At 51.3% G+C, this 20206-nt stretch carries 20 protein-coding genes and 1 other annotated feature; of the genes, 9 read left to right on the top strand and 11 right to left on the bottom strand.

Annotated elements, in window-relative coordinates; translation table 11 throughout:
• Nucleotides 1–18: 18 nt before the first annotated feature.
• The 5 genes from ENGE1_RS01765 to ENGE1_RS01750 all read right to left on the bottom strand — a co-directional run bounded on the left by ENGE1_RS01765 (nt 19) and on the right by ENGE1_RS01750 (nt 4484).
• Nucleotides 19–933 (bottom strand): Rpn family recombination-promoting nuclease/putative transposase, encoded by a 915-nt coding sequence (locus ENGE1_RS01765; protein ID WP_064360472.1) that lies wholly within the window; start codon nt 931–933, stop codon nt 19–21.
• Nucleotides 934–1071: 138 nt separating this feature from the next.
• Nucleotides 1072–2430: a putrescine/proton symporter PlaP gene (plaP, locus tag ENGE1_RS01760; RefSeq protein ID WP_043083001.1), complete on the bottom strand. Its 1359-nt coding sequence runs from the start codon at nt 2428–2430 to the stop codon at nt 1072–1074.
• A complete protein-coding gene (gene yoeI / locus ENGE1_RS28310; RefSeq protein WP_099433339.1) occupies nt 2420–2482 on the bottom strand; it encodes a membrane protein YoeI in 63 nt (20 codons plus the stop codon). Before yoeI ends, plaP begins: the two co-directional genes overlap by 11 nt.
• 227 nt (nt 2483–2709) lie before the next feature.
• A complete protein-coding gene (locus tag ENGE1_RS01755) occupies nt 2710–3627 on the bottom strand; it encodes a LysR substrate-binding domain-containing protein (RefSeq protein ID WP_064360471.1) in 918 nt (305 codons plus the stop codon).
• Nucleotides 3628–3665: 38 nt separating this feature from the next.
• Complete coding sequence (locus ENGE1_RS01750) at nt 3666–4484, bottom strand: SDR family oxidoreductase (RefSeq protein ID WP_045287838.1); 819 nt, start codon at nt 4482–4484, stop codon at nt 3666–3668.
• A gap of 176 nt (nt 4485–4660) precedes the next feature.
• On the opposite strand from ENGE1_RS01750, the gene hisL reads away from it, so the two are divergent.
• From hisL to hisIE, 9 genes are all read left to right on the top strand, one after another.
• The gene (gene hisL / locus ENGE1_RS28305) at nt 4661–4711 is read left to right on the top strand and encodes a his operon leader peptide (RefSeq protein ID WP_106913040.1); all 51 of its coding nucleotides are present in this window, start codon (nt 4661–4663) and stop codon (nt 4709–4711) included.
• Nucleotides 4687–4810 (top strand) — a sequence feature (His leader region). (Overlaps the previous gene by 25 nt.)
• Before the next feature lie 47 nt (nt 4811–4857).
• Nucleotides 4858–5757 (top strand): ATP phosphoribosyltransferase, encoded by a 900-nt coding sequence (hisG, locus tag ENGE1_RS01745; protein WP_043082998.1) that lies wholly within the window; start codon nt 4858–4860, stop codon nt 5755–5757.
• 5 nt (nt 5758–5762) lie between these two features.
• Nucleotides 5763–7067, top strand: a complete 1305-nt coding sequence (gene hisD, locus ENGE1_RS01740) for a histidinol dehydrogenase (protein ID WP_064360470.1) — start codon at nt 5763–5765, stop codon at nt 7065–7067.
• Nucleotides 7064–8125, top strand: coding sequence for a histidinol-phosphate transaminase (gene hisC / locus ENGE1_RS01735; protein ID WP_064360469.1), 1062 nt, complete (start codon nt 7064–7066; stop codon nt 8123–8125). Before hisD ends, hisC begins: the two co-directional genes overlap by 4 nt.
• Nucleotides 8122–9189 carry a bifunctional histidinol-phosphatase/imidazoleglycerol-phosphate dehydratase HisB gene (gene hisB / locus ENGE1_RS01730; RefSeq protein WP_064360468.1) on the top strand — a complete coding sequence of 356 codons (1068 nt, stop codon included), beginning with the start codon at nt 8122–8124 and terminating at the stop codon, nt 9187–9189. The genes hisC and hisB overlap by 4 nt, the downstream gene beginning before the upstream one ends.
• Nucleotides 9189–9779, top strand: a complete 591-nt coding sequence (gene hisH / locus ENGE1_RS01725; protein WP_048274271.1) for an imidazole glycerol phosphate synthase subunit HisH — start codon at nt 9189–9191, stop codon at nt 9777–9779. Before hisB ends, hisH begins: the two co-directional genes overlap by 1 nt.
• Nucleotides 9779–10516, top strand: a complete 738-nt coding sequence (gene hisA, locus ENGE1_RS01720; RefSeq protein WP_064360467.1) for a 1-(5-phosphoribosyl)-5-[(5-phosphoribosylamino)methylideneamino]imidazole-4-carboxamide isomerase — start codon at nt 9779–9781, stop codon at nt 10514–10516. Before hisH ends, hisA begins: the two co-directional genes overlap by 1 nt.
• The gene (gene hisF, locus ENGE1_RS01715; protein WP_048274273.1) at nt 10498–11274 is read left to right on the top strand and encodes an imidazole glycerol phosphate synthase subunit HisF; all 777 of its coding nucleotides are present in this window, start codon (nt 10498–10500) and stop codon (nt 11272–11274) included. Before hisA ends, hisF begins: the two co-directional genes overlap by 19 nt.
• Nucleotides 11268–11867, top strand: a complete 600-nt coding sequence (gene hisIE, locus ENGE1_RS01710; RefSeq protein WP_064360466.1) for a bifunctional phosphoribosyl-AMP cyclohydrolase/phosphoribosyl-ATP diphosphatase HisIE — start codon at nt 11268–11270, stop codon at nt 11865–11867. Before hisF ends, hisIE begins: the two co-directional genes overlap by 7 nt.
• A gap of 144 nt (nt 11868–12011) precedes the next feature.
• Here the strand turns inward: hisIE and wzzB are convergent, their stop codons facing one another.
• The 6 genes from wzzB to gndA all read right to left on the bottom strand — a co-directional run bounded on the left by wzzB (nt 12012) and on the right by gndA (nt 20180).
• Nucleotides 12012–13007 carry an LPS O-antigen chain length determinant protein WzzB gene (wzzB, locus tag ENGE1_RS26495; RefSeq protein ID WP_409372172.1) on the bottom strand — a complete coding sequence of 332 codons (996 nt, stop codon included), beginning with the start codon at nt 13005–13007 and terminating at the stop codon, nt 12012–12014.
• A 126-nt stretch (nt 13008–13133) separates the two neighbouring features.
• A complete protein-coding gene (locus tag ENGE1_RS26490; RefSeq protein WP_072065317.1) occupies nt 13134–14177 on the bottom strand; it encodes a DUF1972 domain-containing protein in 1044 nt (347 codons plus the stop codon).
• Between the two features lie 16 nt (nt 14178–14193).
• Nucleotides 14194–15312, bottom strand: coding sequence for a glycosyltransferase family 4 protein (locus ENGE1_RS26485; RefSeq protein ID WP_155409068.1), 1119 nt, complete (start codon nt 15310–15312; stop codon nt 14194–14196).
• Between the two features lie 5 nt (nt 15313–15317).
• On the bottom strand, nt 15318–16442 hold the full coding sequence (locus ENGE1_RS28300) for a hypothetical protein (protein WP_155731547.1): 1125 nt from the start codon (nt 16440–16442) through the stop codon (nt 15318–15320).
• 118 nt (nt 16443–16560) lie between these two features.
• Nucleotides 16561–17898 carry an O-unit flippase-like protein gene (wzx, locus tag ENGE1_RS01700; protein ID WP_048255174.1) on the bottom strand — a complete coding sequence of 446 codons (1338 nt, stop codon included), beginning with the start codon at nt 17896–17898 and terminating at the stop codon, nt 16561–16563.
• 875 nt (nt 17899–18773) lie between these two features.
• On the bottom strand, nt 18774–20180 hold the full coding sequence (gene gndA / locus ENGE1_RS01695; RefSeq protein WP_048255175.1) for an NADP-dependent phosphogluconate dehydrogenase: 1407 nt from the start codon (nt 20178–20180) through the stop codon (nt 18774–18776).
• Between the last annotated feature and the right edge of the window lie 26 nt (nt 20181–20206).

Genomic DNA, 20206 nt, shown 5'->3' with positions numbered 1-20206 from the left:
CCGGCGGGCCGCCGGATTTCAGTGGCGCAGCTGCGCCACTTGTTCTTTCGTTAGGCCGGTGACTTTGCTGACAAGGCGCCAGTCGATGCCGTTTTGCAGCATGGAGCGGGCGACTTCTCGCTTCGTCATCTCCACGCCTTTTCTGAACCCGTTTTGTTCCAGCTGTTCTGCAATTGTCATCAGTTTCTCTCCATGCTGCGGCACCCACCGCGCCAGCTCGCGTACAAAGGCCTCGGCCTCTGACGTCTCTCCCGTCTGCACCAGATAGTTAATCAGCGCCGCCAGTTGCGTCTCTGCAATGGGCTCTGCGCGTAAAAGCTGAGCCAGACGTTCAACCAGTGCCGACAAATCCCGCCGGTGAATATGCTTCTGCAGCAGCGTCAGCGCAGCCATCCTGCGGTGCGTCATGATTCTATCATCCGCAATAGTCGTCACGTCAACCAGCGGGAAGTGGCCAGAATAGAGCTTTTCCGCCAACGCCGGTTCGGCAAACGCATCCAGCCAGCGGGTCGAATACGGATAAGGCGTGCGCCTGCCGGCGTAAAACAGAACCGGGATCACCAGCGGCAGCGCCTTGTGCCCGGCATCAAGGTGGCGCTGCATCGCGCCAACCGCGTAGCGCAGCAGCCGGAAAGCCATCTGTTTATCCGGCGTCGACTGGTGCTCAATCAGCACGTGAACGTAACCAGAATGTCCGGAAACGGTCTTCATGCTGTAGAGCACATCGCTAAAGAAAGGTCTTAGACCAGGCTCGACGAAGCTTCCGGACTCCAGTTGAAGGGTAGATAAATCACACGCGGCCTGAAGTTCAGGCGGCAGGTGAAGCAGGATAAAGTCGCGGGCGATATCCGGGTGCGTCAGAAACTGCTTAAAGGTCAGATCGTGGGGCGTGGGCGACCCGGGGCGCTTTCCTGTTCCTTTTCTGGCGGACATATCCATTGCCTTTGCGGGAAATAAGATGTCCGCAGCCTAACGGAAAGTCGGGCGGGGAAGAAAGCGGTAAGCGTAAGAAAAAACAAAGCCCGGAATCGCGCTCGCAATTCCGGGCTTGCTCGTCAGATCGTGCGCAGATTAGGCGATGTCTTCGTACTGCGGCACCGGGTTACGGAAGCTTTTGGTCACGCAGGCCAGGTAAATCAGCCCCACGGCGGCCCAGATCAGGCCCAGCACCATCGAGCTCTCTTCGAGGTTGACCCACAGCGCGCCGACGGTCATGGCACCGCACATCGGCAGGAACAGATACTGGAAGTGGTCTTTCAGCGTCTTGTTGCGCTTCTCGCGGATCCAGAACTGCGAGATCACCGACAGGTTAACGAAGGTAAACGCCACCAGCGCACCAAAGTTAATCAGCGCCGTCGCCATCACCAGGTCGAATTTAATCGCCAGCAGGGCAATCACGCCGACCAGAATGATGTTCATCGCCGGGGTACGCCATTTCGGGTGCACGTAGCCGAAGAAGCTCTTCGGGAACACGCCGTCGCGGCCCATCACGTACATCAGGCGCGCCACGCCCGCGTGGGCGGCCATACCGGAGGCCAGTACGGTGATGGTGGAGAAAATCAGCGCCCCGACCTGGAAGAATTTACCGGCCACGTACAGCATGATCTCCGGCTGCGAGGCATCCGGATCCTTGAAGCGGGAGATGTCCGGGAAGTACAGCTGCAGGAAGTAGGTGGCGAAGATAAAGATCAGGCCGCCGATCAGCGCGGTCAGGAAGATGGCGCGCGGAATAACGCGCTCTGCGTCTTTGGTCTCTTCCGACAGGTTGCTGATGCCGTCAAAACCGGTAAAGGAGAAGCAGAGGATCGTCGCCCCGGTGATCATCGGGATCACGTGCGCGTCGCCGGACCAGAACGGCCTGCTGCTGGCCAGCGTACCGGCACCTTCACCTTCGAATACGCCGAAAATAACCATGCCGAGGATCACCGCAATCAGCACCACCTGCAGCACCACGATCACGGTGTTGAAGTTGGCCACAGATTTCAGGCTGCGCAGGTTAAAGGCGGTCATGAAGGCCACCAGCGCCACCACGAAGATCCACGACGGAATCGACGGCACCAGCGCTTCAAAATAGATTTTTGCCAGCAGGATGTTGATCATCGGCGCGAACAGGTAGTCGAGCAGCGACGACCAGCCCACCATAAAGCCCACGGTCGGGCTGATGGATTTCTGGGCATAGGTGTAGGCAGAGCCCGCTGACGGATAGCGCTTCACCAGCTTACCGTAGCTCAGGGCGGTAAACAGGATGGCTATCAGGGCAAAGGCATAGGCTGTCGGAACGTGACCATCGGTCATGCCCGAAACGATACCGAACGTATCGAACAGCGTCATCGGCTGCATATAGGCAAGGCCCATCATGACAACCGGAACCAGCGTAAGCGTTTTACGTAATTCCACGCGAGAGGTGTTTGGAGTAACGTTATGCGACATGGTCATTCCCCTTTACGGCGAACGCCGTCGCGTAAGCAAAAAATTGCCCCATTTTTTGTTTAATCCTCGGCGACAACAACTGTCGATTTTTGGTAAGTATCTATCCGGTACGGAGCCCGGCCTCTTTATTTGAATGAGTGTGTAGCAAAAAAATAACCGGCGCCTTTTGAACAGCGTCGGTTAGTCTCATTTTTTGCTGGCGCGTATTCTGCCCCCTTCCCTGGTGAAACACAAGCCGGCCAGGGCGGCATCGGGAAATTTCTTGATCTAAGCGGCTGATTATTCGTCGACGCAGTTGCGATAGACGGAAGCGATAGCATTATTGGTCAAAACCGCGTCCCGCCACCAGCCGCAGGCAAGGCCCGCGGTCTGTTCATTCCAGCCAATCCATACCGCTTCAGGCCCGGCCTGAGGGGTGATTTGTTTCTCAATCAGCGCCCCGCTGTCGAGGTAGCGCTGGGCCATGTAGCGCGGGATATAGCCGCAGCCGAGGCCGCTTATCTGCAGTTCGAGCTTGGTCTTAAAATCAAAGACGGTGATCGCCTCCTGATCCTGCAGCAGTTGGCGGAACGGCGGGCAGTCGCTCCCGGCGGCATCGCCGACGACAACGGCGCGAAAGCGGCGCACGGTCCGCCGGCTGAGCGGCTCCGGCTCCGACGCCAGCGGATGATGGGGCGCGACGGCAAAAATCTGCTCCAGGCGGCCCAGCGGCGCAAAACCGAAGTGGCTCACCGGCGGCGGCTCGCGCAGGGCGCCGATAATGATATCCGCCCGCCCCTGGAGCAGCGCCTCCCAGGAGCCGCCGAGCACGCCATTAATAAAGGTCAGGCGGGTAACGCTGTGATGAAGGTAAAACTGTTCGATAAGCGGCGCCAGCAGGGAGAAGGGAAAGGTGTCGTCGACGCCGAGCACCAGATCGTGCTCCCAGCCTTCGTGCAGCTTTACGGCCTGCTTCTCCAGCTCGCGGACGGTTTGCAGTACGTCCCGCCCTTTCTCCAGCAGCATCTGCCCGGTACGGGTAAACCTGGCCCGGTGGCCGCTGCGGTCGAGCAGCAGAATATTGAGGTCGCTCTCCAGGCGCTGAACGGTGTAGCTCAGCGCAGACGGCGTTTTGAAGAGCTTCGCCGAGGCGGCGGCGAAGCTTCCCTCTTTGTCCAGCGCGTCGAGGATCAGCAAAACTTCCAGCAGCGGCTTCATGTTCCCTCCTTTACTCAGAGAGCCATCACCGCTGCGGTTTACTCCAGAGGCATCACCAGCGGATCCGGATACTGATACTCAAACCCCAGCTCGGCGCAAATTCTGTTGCCGTCGATGATGCGTCCTTTATCGCTACTGTCGCTGAACACCGGCGGCGCCAGGCCCAGCTCGCGGGCCATTTGCGGATAGAACGTTTTGCGCGCCGGATGGCCGGGCGCACATAAATTATAGATGTGTCCGCCCTTCGGGGCCTGCAGCAGCAGCATAATCGCAGAGATAACGTCCTCAAGATGCACCAGGTTGACGCCCTGCTGGCCGTCCGGTGCCGATTTGCCGGCAAAGAAGCGGCCCGGATGACGCCCCGGCCCCACCAGCCCGGCCAGGCGCAGGATATCGACGGAGGTGCCGGGAAGGTTGTGCAGCCAGTCCTCCAGCTCTTTAAGCACGCGCCCGCTGGCGGTGACGGGATGGCGCGGCGAACTCTCCTTTTGCGTCCCCTCCCCTTTGCCATAAACCGACGTGGAGCTGGTAAAGAGAATGCGCGGCACGCGGTGGGCCAGCGCGCTGTCGACAATCTCCTGCACCGCCTGCCGGTAAAAATCATCGCCGGGGCCGCTGCGCCGCGCGGGCAGCGTGATGACCAGCGCGTCGACGTTCATTAATGCTTCCAGATCGTCGCTGTCGGCCTCCAGCACCGGCGTCAGGCGCAGCGGGTAGCCGTCAATGCCGCACATCCGCGCCGCCTCTGCGCCGTCTTCGGTAGTTTTGCTTCCACTCACCTGCCAGCCCCGCGCCGTCATGGCTAACGCCAGCGGCATACCCAGCCAGCCTAATCCTACAATTGCGACCTTCTTCATGCCCTTTCTCCCGGCTCGTCGTCTTCCTTCATTAAGGCTACGCCAGCCGGGAGCGGCTGACAATTTATCCGCTGAATATGAAATGAATTAATGATAGAAAAAAGACCTTGCTTTCGGTCACAAAAGTGGTTTAGGTTAAAAGGCATCAAATGCATAAGCATTCAACGAGATTTTTTATGATTAGCGTTCAGTTCAAACAGCACCATCATCACCATCACCCTGACTAGTCTTTCAGGCGATGTGTGCTGGAAGACGTTTGGATCTTCCAGCGGTGCATGAACGCAAAGAAAGCCCCCGGAAGATCGCTCTTCCGGGGGCTTTTTTGTTGAGCGCAATTGCGTACAGTACAGACAGGACGACGAGGATAAAGAGAATGTTAGACAACAGCCGTTTACGCATAGCTATGCAGAAATCCGGGCGTTTAAGCGATGATTCACGCGAATTGCTCGCCCGCTGCGGCATAAAAATCAACCTCCACACCCAGCGCCTGATCGCGATGGCGGAGAATATGCCGATTGATATCCTGCGCGTGCGCGACGACGACATTCCGGGCCTGGTGATGGACGGCGTGGTGGACCTTGGCATTATCGGCGAAAACGTGCTGGAAGAGGAGCTGCTGGACCGCCGCGCCCAGGGCGAAGATCCGCGCTACTTTACCCTGCGCCGCCTCGACTTCGGCGGCTGCCGCCTGTCGCTGGCAACGCCGGTGGATGAAGCGTGGAACGGCCCGGCGGCGCTGGACGGCAAGCGTATCGCCACCTCCTACCCGCACCTGCTCAAGCGCTACCTCGATCAGAAGGGCATCTCCTTTAAGTCCTGCCTGCTGAACGGCTCGGTGGAAGTGGCCCCCCGCGCCGGCCTTGCCGACGCCATCTGCGATCTGGTCTCCACCGGTGCGACCCTTGAGGCCAACGGCCTGCGCGAAGTCGAAGTGATTTACCGCTCGAAGGCCTGCCTGATCCAGCGCGACGGCGAGATGCCGGAGGCCAAACAGCAGCTTATCGATAAACTGCTGACCCGCATTCAGGGCGTCATTCAGGCCCGCGAGTCGAAGTACATCATGATGCACGCGCCGACCGAGCGTCTGGAAGAGGTTGTCGCCCTGCTGCCGGGCGCCGAGCGCCCGACCATTCTGCCGCTGGCGGGCGACCAGCAGCGGGTGGCGATGCACATGGTCAGCAGCGAAACCCTGTTCTGGGAAACCATGGAAAAACTGAAGGCGCTGGGGGCAAGCTCCATTCTGGTGCTGCCGATTGAGAAGATGATGGAGTAACGGCCATGAGCTTTAGCACAATCATTGACTGGAACGACTGCAGCGCCGACCAGCAGCGCGAGCTGCTGATGCGCCCGGCGATCGCCGCCTCGGACAGCATCACCCGCACGGTGGCGGAGATCCTCGATAACGTGAAGGCCAACGGCGATGCGGCCTTGCGCGAGTACGGCGCGAAGTTTGATAAAACCGAGGTTAAGGCGCTGAAGGTAAGCCAGGCGGAAATCGACGCCGCCGGCGATCGGCTGAGCGACGCCCTTAAGCAGGCGATGGCGGTGGCGGTGAAGAATATCGACACCTTCCACAACGCGCAGAAGCTGCCCGGCGTGGACGTGGAGACCCTGCCCGGCGTGCGCTGCCAGCAGGTGACCCGCCCTATTGACTCGGTTGGCCTCTATATTCCCGGCGGCTCGGCCCCGCTGTTCTCGACGGTGCTGATGCTGGCGACCCCGGCGCGCATCGCCGGCTGCCGCAAGGTGGTGCTCTGCTCGCCGCCGCCCATCGCCGATGAGATCCTTTACGCGGCGAAGCTGTGCGGCGTGCAGGAGGTGTTTAACGTCGGCGGCGCCCAGGCCATCGCCGCCCTGGCGCTCGGCACCGAATCGGTGCCGAAAGTGGACAAGATCTTCGGCCCCGGCAACGCCTTCGTCACCGAAGCCAAGCGCCAGGTCAGCCAGCGCCTCGACGGCGCGGCCATCGACATGCCCGCCGGCCCCTCCGAAGTGCTGGTGATCGCCGACAGCGGCGCGACGCCGGACTTCGTCGCCTCGGACCTGCTCTCCCAGGCCGAGCACGGTCCGGACTCGCAGGTGATCCTCCTGACGCCGGATGCGGAGATGGCCGCCCGGGTCGCGCAGGCGGTTGAGCGCCAGCTCGGCGAACTGAGCCGCGCGGAAACTGCCCGCCAGGCGCTCTCGGCCAGCCGGCTGATCGTCGCCCGCGATCTCGCCCAGTGCGTAGAGATCTCCAACCAGTACGGCCCGGAGCACCTGATTATCCAGACCCGCGACGCCCGCGCCCTGGTGGACGACATCACCAGCGCCGGATCGGTGTTCCTCGGCGACTGGTCGCCGGAGTCGGCGGGGGACTATGCCTCCGGCACCAATCACGTGCTGCCGACCTACGGCTACACGGCTACCTGTTCAAGCCTGGGGCTGGCCGACTTCCAGAAGCGGATGACCGTCCAGGAGCTGTCGAAGGCGGGCTTCTCTGCCCTGGCCTCGACCATTGAAACCCTGGCCGCCGCCGAGCTGCTGACCGCCCACAAAAACGCCGTGACCCTGCGCGTCGCCGCGCTCAAGGAGATGAAATGAGCATTGAAGAGTTAGCCCGTAAAAACGTGCGCGACCTGACGCCGTATCAGTCCGCGCGCCGCCTGGGCGGCAAGGGCGACGTGTGGCTCAACGCCAACGAGTTTCCGACGCCGGTCAACTTCGACCTGCGCCAGCAGACGCTGAACCGCTACCCGGAGTGCCAGCCGAAAGCGGTGATTGACAACTACGCCGCCTACGCGGGGCTGAAGCCGGAACAGGTGCTGGTCAGCCGCGGCGCCGATGAGGGCATTGAGCTGCTGATCCGCGCCTTCTGCGAACCGGGCCAGGACGCTATCCTCTTCTGCCCGCCGACCTACGGCATGTACAGCGTCAGCGCCGAAACCTTCGGCGTCGAGTATCGTACCGTACCCGCCCGCGAGGACTGGCAGCTGGATCTGCAGACCATCGGCGACAGCCTGGACGGCGTGAAGGTGATCTACGTCTGCAGCCCGAACAACCCGACCGGGCAAATCATCAATCCCGAGGATATGCGCACCCTGCTGGAGATGACCCGCGGCAGAGCGATTGTGGTGGCCGATGAGGCCTATATCGAGTTCTGCCCGCAGGCGACGCTGGCGGGCTGGATCGCGGAGTATCCGCACCTGGTGGTGCTGCGCACGCTGTCAAAGGCCTTTGCTCTCGCCGGCCTGCGCTGCGGCTTTACCCTCGCCAGCGCCGAGATTATCGCCCTGCTGCTGAAGGTGATCGCCCCCTACCCGCTCTCCACGCCGGTGGCCGATATCGCCGCCCAGGCGCTCTCCCCGGAAGGGATTGCCGCCATGCGCCAGCGGGTGGCGCAGATTATCGACGAGCGGCAGTTCCTGGTCAGCCAGCTGCGGGAGATTGCCTGCGTTGAGGAAGTGTTCGACTCCGAGACCAACTATATTCTTGCCCGCATCACCGCCTCAAGCGCGGTCTTTAAATCGCTGTGGGATCAGGGCATTATCTTACGTGACCAGAATAAACAACCCTCTTTGAGCGGCTGCCTGCGCATCACTATCGGCACCCGCCCCGAGAGCCAGCGCGTCATTGACGCCCTTCGCGCGGAGCAAGTATGACCCAGAAGTTCCTCTTTATCGATCGCGACGGCACCCTGATCTCCGAGCCGCCGAGCGACTACCAGGTTGACCGTTTCGATAAGCTGGCCTTCGAGCCGGACGTTATTCCCTCCCTGCTGGCGCTGCAGAAAGCGGGTTACCGGCTGGTGATGATCACCAACCAGGACGGGCTGGGCACCGACAGCTTCCCGCAGGCGGACTTCGACGGGCCGCACGACCTGATGATGCAGGTCTTTACCTCCCAGGGCGTGACGTTTGACGATGTGCTGATCTGCCCGCACTTCGAGGCCGACGGCTGCGACTGCCGCAAGCCCGGCACCAAAATGGTCACCCGGTGGCTGGTCGAGGGCACGATGGATCTCGCCAACAGCTACGTGATTGGCGATCGCGCCACCGACGTTCAGCTGGCTGAAAACATGGGCATCACCGGCCTGCGCTACGGCAGCGACGGCCTGAGCTGGCCGCGGATCAGCGAACAGCTGGCGAAGCGCGACCGCTACGCTCACGTTGCGCGCAATACACGCGAGACGCAGATTGACGTCAAGGTGTGGCTGGATCGCGAAGGCGAAAGCAAGATCAACACCGGCGTCGGCTTCTTCGACCATATGCTCGACCAGATAGCCACCCACGGCGGCTTCCGCATGGAGATTGGCGTTAAGGGCGACCTGTACATCGACGATCACCACACCGTGGAAGATACCGGCCTGGCGCTGGGCGAAGCGCTGAAAAAAGCGCTGGGCGATAAGCGCGGCATCTGCCGCTTCGGCTTCGTGCTGCCGATGGACGAATGCCTGGCGCGCTGCGCGCTGGACATCTCCGGCCGCCCGCACCTCGAATATAAGGCCGAGTTCACCTACCAGCGGGTGGGCGATCTGAGCACCGAGATGGTCGAGCACTTCTTCCGCTCGCTCTCCTACGCCATGGGCGTGACCCTGCACCTGAAAACCAAGGGCAAAAACGATCACCACCGGGTTGAGAGCCTGTTTAAGGCCTTTGGCCGCACCCTGCGCCAGGCGATCCGCGTGGAGGGCGATACCCTTCCCTCATCGAAAGGAGTGCTCTGATGGACGTGGTGATCCTCGATACCGGCTGCGCCAACCTCAACTCGGTCAAATCGGCGGTCAGCCGCCTCGGCTACGCGCCGGTGGTCAGCCGCGACCCGGACGTGGTGCTGCACGCCGATAAGCTGTTCCTGCCGGGCGTCGGCACCGCCCAGGCGGCGATGGATCAGCTGCGCGAGCGCGCGCTTATCGATCTGATTAAGGCCTGCTCCCAGCCGGTGCTCGGCATCTGCCTGGGGATGCAGCTGCTGGGCAGCCGTAGCGATGAAAACGGCGGTATCGATATGCTGGGCATCATCGACCAGCCGGTGCCGAAAATGACCGACTTCGGCCTGCCGCTGCCGCACATGGGCTGGAACCGCGTCTATCCGAAAGCCGGTGACCATCTGTTTCGCGGCATCGACGACGGAGCCTACTTCTATTTCGTGCACAGCTACGCGATGCCGGTGAATGCCCACACCATCGCCCAGTGCAGCTACGGCGAGGCCTTTACCGCCGCCGTGCAGAAAGAGAACTTCTTCGGCGTGCAGTTTCACCCGGAGCGCTCCGGCGCCGCGGGGGCGCAGCTGCTGAAAAACTTCCTGGAGATGTAATGATCATACCGGCTTTAGATTTAATCGACGGCACCGTGGTGCGCCTGCACCAGGGCGACTACGGGCAGCAGCGCGACTACGGCAGCGATCCGCTGCCGCGCCTGCAGGATTACGCCGCGCAGGGCGCAGAAGTCCTGCACCTGGTGGACTTAACCGGCGCCAAAGATCCGGCGAAGCGCCAGATCGCGCTGATTAAAACCCTGGTGGCCGGCGTCGACGTGCCGGTACAGGTCGGCGGCGGGATCCGCAGCGAAGAGGACGTTGCCGCCCTGCTCGAGGCGGGCGTGGCGCGCGTGGTGGTCGGCTCGACGGCAGTAAAATCACCCGAGGTAGTGAAAGGCTGGTTCGCGCGTTTCGGCGCGGAGAAGCTGGTGCTCGCCCTCGACGTGCGCATTGATGCTGAAGGTAATAAACAGGTGGCGGTCAGCGGCTGGCAGGAGGACTCCGGCGTCAGCCTCGAGGCGCTGGTTGAAGCCTATCTGCCGGTCGGCCTGCAGCACGTCCTGTGTACCGATATCTCCCGCGACGGTACGCTGGCGGGCTCCAACGTCTCGCTATATGAGGAAGTCTGCGCCCGCTATCCGCAGGTGGCGTTCCAGTCCTCCGGCGGCATCGGCGGCCTTAGCGATATCGCCGCCCTGCGCGGCACCGGCGTGCGCGGCGTGATCGTCGGCCGCGCGCTGCTGGAAGGTAAATTCAACGTAACGGAGGCCATCGAATGCTGGCAAAACGGATAATTCCCTGCCTGGACGTGCGCGATGGTCAGGTGGTTAAGGGCGTGCAGTTTCGCAATCACGAAATTATCGGCGACATCGTGCCGCTGGCGAAGCGCTACGCCGAAGAAGGCGCCGACGAGCTGGTGTTCTACGATATCACCGCCTCCAGCGATGGCCGGGTGGTGGACAAGAGCTGGGTCGAGCGCGTGGCCGAGGTGATCGATATTCCCTTCTGCGTCGCGGGCGGCATCAAGTCGTTAGAGGACGCCGCCAAAATTTTATCCTTCGGCGCCGATAAAATTTCGGTGAACTCCCCCGCCCTCGCCGACCCGGAGCTAATAACCCGCCTGGCGGACCGCTTCGGCGTGCAGTGCATCGTGGTGGGCATTGATACCTGGTTTGACGCCGACAGCGGCAAGTACCACGTCAATCAGTACACCGGCGATGAGAGCCGCACCCGCGTTACGCAGTGGGAAACCCTCGACTGGGTGCAGGAAGTGCAGAAGCGCGGCGCCGGCGAAATCGTCCTCAATATGATGAACCAGGACGGCGTGCGCAGCGGCTACGACCTGGCGCAGCTGAAGAAGGTGCGCGAGGTTTGCCACGTCCCGCTGATCGCCTCCGGCGGCGCGGGCACCATGGAGCACTTTCTGGAAGCCTTCCGGGATGCCGACGTAGACGGCGCGCTTGCCGCCTCGGTATTCCACAAACAAATTATTAATATTGGTGAATTAAAAACGTACCTGGCCACCCAGGGCGTGGAGATAAGGGTATGTTGACAGAGAAGCTGGACTGGGAAAAAACCGACGGCATGATGCCGGCCATCGTGCAGCACGCCGTCTCCGGCGAAGTGCTGATGCTGGGCTATATGAACAAGGACGCGCTGGCGAAAACGCTGGAGACCGGCAAGGTGACGTTCTTTTCCCGCACCAAGGGGCGACTGTGGACCAAGGGCGAGACCTCCGGCCACTTTCTTAATCTGGTGAGCATCTCCCCGGACTGCGATAACGATACGCTGCTGGTGCTGGTTAATCCAATTGGGCCGACCTGCCACAAGGGGAACTCAAGCTGCTTCGCCGAGGCGAGCCACGAGTGGCTGTTCCTGTATCAGCTTGAAGAGCTGATTGCGTCGCGGAAAAACGCCGATCCTGAGAGTTCGTATACCGCGAGGCTGTACGCCAGCGGAACGAAGCGGATTGCGCAGAAGGTGGGCGAGGAAGGCGTAGAGACGGCGCTGGCGGCGACGGTGCGTGATAGGGAGGAGTTGAAGAATGAGGCGTCGGATTTGGTTTATCATTTGATGGTGCTGTTGCAGGATGGGGGGCTGGGGTTGGGGGATGTTGTGGGGAGGTTGAGGGAGAGGCACAAATAGCATTATAGTAGTTTAATGCTCGATGATTATGAGTTACTAGCTCTATAACATTACAATAACTAATTAGAATTTCGGTATTGGGCTATAATCCCTATAGCCCAATAATATTTTCAAATATTATATTGCTTTGTGTTCTTTAATGAATCATGGACGAGTAGCTCGAAAAGCATTACGTGCTAATACTATAGCAGTTCCAATAACCAGACCTAAAAACACTGCTAAGACAAAAATAAGTGGCCGTTTTGGACTATCACGGCGGACTGGCAATGTTGGTTTCATTACGTAGCGATAGGAGTGTAGATTATCTGCCTTAATTTCATCTTGCTTTTCACCTTTGATTAAATTCGAGACATCAAGAAGTGATTGGCGAGTTTGATAATAGCTGTCAGGATAATGCAGTGGTCGCGATGCTTTATTTTTAAGCATGGATGAAAGAGCATCACTACCTAACATAAACATTGTATCTTGTGATACCTGATCCATCTGTTGCACTTGAGGAATTTTGATATTTGACTGCTCTGCTACCATCAGTGCTTGACTAATTTGAGCGAGACTTAACTCCTTTTGTTCGGTAGCAACTTGTTTCAGTGTACTTAAAGACTGCTCAAGTTCTGATTTACGAGAAGTAATAGATGAGTCCAAATCCACTTCAAGACCTTTAGAAACCGTATCATCAACTTGCTGTATATATTCGGCTAGCTTTTGTTTTGCTGCTTCAGCAGACCTCCCCGTATATGTTAGTTTAAGAGGAACGTTTTGGTCCTTTAAAGCAGGTTCTATAGTAAGCTCTTCTCGCTCCTCTTGATTATCCAGGGCCTCGGATAAGGCCGAAAAAGCGGCACCAAAGCGCTCAATGAAAGCTTTTTGAACATCATTTATTTTTGGAGCATTATTACCGTACATTACATTCAATGCATTAGTGTATCCAGAAATCTGCCCTGCATCTGGACTAGTAACGATAGCCGTAGAAATCCATTTTTCTTTAGCAACAAAAATATAGCCTGTAGCTAGAACTAATGTTACGAATACCGTTAAGAGTACAGTGATTCTATGATGCCAAACTTCAATAAACACATCAGTCAAATCGAATGAATTCGAATTTTCGTTTCTATCATTGAATCGATCGTTACTCAGCATTATATAATCTCACCTGCAATTAAAAACCTTCGCAATAACCATCATAAAAGTTTTGCAAAATTTAGAGCATCTACTAAATTTAAGTTAATGGACAATGTTTTTATATATCTATGAGTAATCTGCCACTTCTCACCTTAGAAGCTCCAGATATTGCTCTCGTATAATACTCCAAGTATATCTTCTATTAGCGATTTCTTTTACTTCATTAGAAACGCCATAAAACTCCTTCTCTTGAATAGCAGCGACAAGTGTATTTACATCTTTAAAGTAAATGGCTTTATTTTCAGTTGTGGCTCTATTGTAATTACAGTCGAAACATAAAATAGGTTTAGAAAAATGCATCATCTCAACGAGTGAAGGATTTGTTCCTCCAGCCGAATGCCCATGTATATAAAATGAACATTGACTTCTCATCTCTGCTAATTTTTCTTTGTCATAAATTGGATCTAGCATTTTTATATTTTCATACATTTGGTATGATTGCCTTATTTTTCTACCATATTCACTATATTCCCAATTGCCAACAATGATAATGCTTTCTTTTATTTTACTAAAGGCTTCAAGAATCATCGAAATATTATTTTCTGGTTCAATTCTGCACACAGTTAATCCATAACCCTTGTCATCATGGGCAACACCATTACAGATCGCATGGTCCCCTCCATATGCAATTACTTTACTATCTCTGCTATACTCATTCTTAACATATTCTGCAATAGCTTGATTATCTGAAACAACAATATCAGAATGACGCACGGCGGTTTTCTCCGATATTTTCAAAAAATATTTTATTGGTAAACTCCATTTATCTCTTCGCCACTCCAGGCCATCAATATTTGTGATAATTAATGCTTTCGTGAACAAGCGAAGGAATGGGAGAAACAAACAACCTGAAACACCTAAAATAAGGATGCAATCTGCTTTCTTTATTCCAGCACTAATCATAGAAAGTATATCATACGAAATACTTGCTATCCCGTTTGCATTGAATGGTAAGTAAACTAACTTTGCACCTTTATAGCTTGTTAACTGTTGTTCAGAATTATAGATTTTTGCTGAGCAGTATACAGTAAAAGAAACTTCATCAGTATCAATTAGATTATCGACTAATGTTTCAAAACCACCATAACACGCAGGTACTCCAACCGTGCCAATAATATGTACATTTTTCATTGCTTACCTTGAGTGATTAAATATATTTTCTTATAACATTATTAAAACGTAATTGGAATTTTTCTACTGTATAATTTTCGAGAAAAGTACCACGTGCTGCCTCACCCATCAAATTCATTTGTTGTTTTGAAAGGCTTGCAACCTTACGAAGAGTTGACGCGAATTCATTTAAATCATTAGGCTCAATAATGAATCCATTAACACCATCAAGAATAATCTCTTTCGCGCCACCATTGCTAGTGGTAATGATTACCTTCCCCACCCTCATTGCTTCAAGAACTGTTGTTGGAAATGGGTCAGCCATTAGTGATGGGATTAAACAACAATCAACATCTTTGATTTTAGACGAGGCATCTGAGTCAAATCCATGTAATACAATGAGATCGCTGAGATGTAAATCTAGGATCTTTTCTTTTAAGTCTCGCATTAAATATGCCCTTGTCGGAGGAGCATCACCATAGATATGGATTTTAATTTTATCTGTGATGTCCTTTTCAAGCAAATTAAGCGCATCAAGCAAGAACCATTGTCCTTTTTCAGGCATCACTCTACCGACAATCGCAAAGTTAATTTTATCATCCGCACCTTTGTAAGGTTGGATATTCTCTGTAATTTTAATATCAGGGATACCATTATGTATTATTAAACTATTTTTTCCAATATATGATGCTACATGCTTTGAGACACTAATCACATCATTGGCCGAAAAATTAACTAACAAACGAATTAATTTACCATAAATAGATCCTTTTAGATATTCATGGCAATGTACTATATTTTTTATATTGAGAATTCTGCATAAAAAAGAAACACTAAATAATGCAACTGTATTAATATAAATAAAAACATATTGTTTCTTAATTTTTCTAAGTAAAAAGAAAGTTTGTATATCGTATTTAAACCACTTTAATAGCCCTGAGAGATTATACATACCTCTATGAGCTAAAGGTAATTCGTTAAACTCTATAAAATTAATATTTCCCGCGTCGGCAGTCATTGATTTTAATGAACCAGTCACTTTAGGAAGATAAACATCACATTGATACTCTTTGGATAAAAATAAAAGAATATATGCAAGAATTTTACTTGCTCCGTAGTAATCATCAACAGGATGGAAAAATGCTATTTTTTTCACAACAATTAAGCTCCCTCATGAGCGTATGATTTATATTTGTTAGGGAAATTTAATGACCTAAAAATTATCAAACTTAATATCTGTGGAAACACAAATGAAACATATTCATTAGTGAAATTTTGAACAATAAAAAGATAAAAAAATGTATATAATGCTAAAATTGACATATTTTTTTTATATAAATAAACCACAAAAAAAATAGCTATAGAAAAATAGATCAGAAGGCCTAACGAGCCAAAATACTTAAATAAAAAAAGAAATCCATTTTCCACATAGTAAATATCAACAATATATTCTCTAAGATAAAAATGAATTTTAGAAAATGAACCAAATATTAATTGCCATATGGAGCTCAGGTCTATCGTAGACAAAACTCCAGAAAAAAGAGCTAATCTGCTATTAATAGTTTGCAAATCAACACTTCTAAGATCAATTACACTTAATAAAATAAAAAACAATAACATTATTAATAGAGGAAGTAGGAATATTAAAATATGTTTGTCTTTTCTATCCTTAAACCATGCCAAAAATTTTAATGCAATAACACCTAATAAGTTAATGCGATTTAACGAAACCAACATAGTGATATACGACAAAGCAGACATAAAATTAAAAAAAGGAAATAGCGTTATTTTTTTAGTAAAGGTTTTACTGAACAATACTACCGCTAAACTTACGCTGGATAATAATTGTGGTGTAGCGAAAAGTCCTGTAAGTGCGTAGAAACCGCTAAAACCTTTAGCTGAACCAGCATCAACAAACATTGCCCCCCCACCGGTCATGAATCCGACTAATCCAAGAAGGACAGAAAGACCCACCTGTAGCTGCATTGAAAAGTATAAGGTACGAAATAATGAAATATTGGAATAGTTTACAGTTAATAAAAAAAGCATCTGAACAAAGAAATTCAATACAACAGGATCAAACTCTGCCTTTTGTGAAAAAACGTAAATAAAATTTATAATATAGTATGATATGAATAATAGTAAAGCCAATAACCTTTGATGGGAATATTTCGTTGTAAAGACATTATAAAAAACTAATGCAATAACTGCAGCATACGCAATAGAACCAAGGTAATAAGGATTAGCTGATATCAACATTAGTGCTAAAATGATTACTCTAGCCAATTTTAATCCTATTGATTATTATAGAAAGCATTTAAAACGATAAAATTACAACCGCCTGATTCAAAATTCATTATAATATAATTAAATCATAATATTGTGATTGTCGCTCCAGTAATATTCAACTCTTTGTATAGAAATCCTTATAAATCATCAAAGGCCATTTCCAATTATTATAACATATCTGGACAATACCTTGAGCCATAATCAACCCAGCAACCCCTAAGTGGAGTGGCCCTACTAATATTAGAGCTGTAATAACAATTAAAAAACCTGATACTAAAACAGGAACAACAAAGGGGATCTTATTATTTACAGTCAAAATTGACGCACAAACGTTGTGGTTCAGATCTAATAAAAACATCAGGCTCATTATAATGATATATTTGTGTTCTAAAAACCCGACCTTAACTCGAGTAAGACTCACAATAAAGTCAGCGCTAAGCAAGAAGGTGAGTACACCCAAAACGTATAGAGAGATTGAAAAAAGAATTACTTTAGATATTTCTTTTTTAAGTAACTCAGTATCCTTCTTTATCACTAATTGAGACAGACTTGGTATTTGCATTGCAAGATAAACATTGCTTACTGACATGATAGCCAAAAAAATTTGCATTGTAAAAGTAAATTGACCAGCTAATGTCAAACTTAATACCATTCCGGCAATAATGACAGTTGAGCGATTTATTAAAAAACCGCCTAAGGTCGCAATGCCAAGTTTTATTGCACTACCTGAAATGTACGGTATTGTTGATACAGGATCTTCGGGTATATCCGCCATAGCCCTGATGTGTTCATTCCGATTAAAAAAATAAGAACTAAATATTCTAATAACGATCACAGAAATCAGGAAAAAACCAGAAATGCTTAATAATGACAATTTAAAGGGTACACTTATAATGACCAGTAGTAACCACGTTATTCTGCCAATCGTATTTGCAATATTAGCAAGGTGTATTTCCCCTAACCCACTGAGCATTGGCGTATAATAAAGATAATAGAAACTTAAGAGAAGCCCCATACCAAACAATATCCATGACATTACAGTTTCAATCACAATATTGGCCGGAGAAATATAGTAAAAATATACACTACCAAAAACAAGTATTATGATACTTGCTATAATGGATAATTTCTTATATAAACCCCGTGTATCATTAACCAACCTTTTCAATAAGCCATAGGATATGCTATCGCTAAAATCGATTTCATCAATATTATTTTTAGCCAACTTACGAGCACCAGCTATAACATAGCTTACATTTCGTATTATCGTTGGTGACAAACCGAAGTCAAAAAGAATAACTAAAACAACCATGGATAAAAATATTAACCACACACTGCCTAACTCTTTAGGTAACTGATTCAATGCTATAAAGGTTATGATAAATGGTACAATAATATTAGATGCTTGATTAATAATACCTGCTACAAATTGTTTAGTTTTACTTATTGCCATAATTTGTTGATATCACTGTTGTTAGTTATACTAAATTACAATTAAAAAAACAAAGCTGTTACTCTATGTAAAAAATATCAAAACTGTAAAGTAAAAGGATTCAGAAATAATAGTAAGTTTTTCGAGCGATTGAATGAAAGTAATTAAAAATGAGCACATCCACTTTAACTAAACTGATAATAGAGTCAGTATCGTTCCTTAATTTTATGACCATCCTTTATTTAAACTTTATAAACTGTATGATGATTTATAAAGATATACTTCCTTTTGCTCACAATATCCATAATGGGAATTATATCAGTAGTTAATATGAGAGCTGCATAGATTGCATGTTTATGCTTCTCTCGTCAATAACTATGCACTTACTATCGATGATTCAACCCAAAGAAACTTCAAAAAAGTATCTTGCTCAGTCAAATGTCACTTGACCAATCATGCTTCATCCATCGATCTATTGATGCTAATTAATCATAAGAAATGCATCAAATCCTTTTCGGACACGCTACCGCCCCTGGCTCGACAGCTACCAGAATGCTTTAATAGTATAGTTATCATCCATATAACATCAGCCACGAGATGGCACTGGTAAATACAGTCGGCTATTGTGGTCTTAAACATCACCTAAGACAAGCCATTACCGACGAGAATTTTTTAGCCCGCGCTCCGTAGGTATGATTTAACACACTGTTTTTTATGAAAATCGATAATATATCTTTTGCATTTCTAAATGTTATGTCACATATAAAAACAACACTATTTTAAGTCATTCAAGACTCGCTTGTGCATGAAGCATATATCTAATTAAAAACAATAAGTTACAAATATAAAAATCCCGGCAAAGCCGGGATTTTTGATTGTTTTTTATCCAGTCAAGCTTAATCCAGCCACTCCGTATGGAACACGCCTTCCTTATCGGTACGCTTGTAGGTATGCGCCCCGAAGTAGTCGCGCTGGGCCTGGATCAGGTTAGCCGGCAGCACTTCTGCGCGGTAGCTGTCGTAGTAGGCAACGGCCGCAGAGAAGGTCGGAACCGGGATACCGTTCTGCACGGCATAGGCAACCACGTCGCGCAGCGCCTGCTGGTAATCGTCGGCAATTTTCTTGAAGTACGGTGCCAGCAGCAGGTTGGCGATATCTTTGTTTTCGGCATAGGCATCGGTGATCTTCTGCAGGAACTGGGCGCGGATGATGCAGCCGGCGCGGAAGATTTTGGCGATTTCGCCGTAGTGCAGATCCCAGTTGTTTTCGTCAGACGCCGCGCGCAGCTGAGAGAAGCCCTGCGCGTAGGAGACGATTTTGCCGAGATACAGCGCGCGGCGAACTTTCTCGATGAAATCTTTCTTGTCGCCGGCCGGCTTGGCCTGCGGACCGCTGAGGACTTTAGAGGCAGCAACGCGCTGTGATTTCAGGGAAGAGATGTAGCGCGCAAACACGGATTCGGTGATCAGCGACAGCGGTTCGCCGAGATCCAGCGAGCTCTGGCTGGTCCACTTACCGGTGCCTTTGTTGGCGGCTTCGTCAAGAATGACGTCGACAAGGTACTTACCCTCTTCGTCTTTCTTGGTGAAGATATCCTTGGTGATATCGATCAGATAGCTGTTCAGCTCGCCCTTGTTCCACTCGCTGAAGACCTGCGCCAGCTCTTCGTTGGAAAGGTTCAGGCCGCCCTTCAGCAGGGAGTATGCTTCGGCAATCAGCTGCATGTCGCCGTACTCGATACCGTTGTGCACCATCTTCACGTAATGGCCAGCGCCGTCTGGACCGATATAGGTCACGCACGGTTCGCCGTCTTCGGCGACGGCAGCAATTTTGGTCAGGATCGGGGCCACCAGCTCGTAGGCGTGCTTCTGGCCGCCGGGCATAATGGACGGGCCCTTCAGTGCGCCCTCTTCACCGCCGGAAACGCCGGTGCCGATGAAGTTGAAGCCGTCTTCAGACAGTTCGCGGTTGCGGCGAATGGTGTCCTGATAGAAGGTGTTGCCACCGTCAATGATGATGTCGCCTTTTTCCAGGTACGGCTTGAGGGACTCAATCGCGGCATCGGTGCCCGCGCCGGCCTTCACCATTAACAGGATGCGACGCGGGGTTTCCAGCGACTCAACGAACTCCTGCACCGTGTAGTATGGGGCCAGTTTTTTGCCCGGATTTTCGGCGACCACTTCTTCGGTTTTTTCGCGCGAACGGTTAAAGATGGAGACAGTATAACCGCGGCTTTCAATGTTGAGCGCCAGGTTACGCCCCATCACAGCCATACCAACGACGCCGATCTGTTGCTTGGACATTACATACTCCTGTCAGGTGTTTTCAC

Source organism: Pluralibacter gergoviae ATCC 33028 = NBRC 105706 (assembly GCF_001598855.1).
Classification (GTDB): domain Bacteria; phylum Pseudomonadota; class Gammaproteobacteria; order Enterobacterales; family Enterobacteriaceae; genus Pluralibacter; species Pluralibacter gergoviae.
The sequence above is the reverse complement of the archived record's forward strand: the minus strand, read 5'-3'. Positions and strand labels throughout refer to the sequence as shown.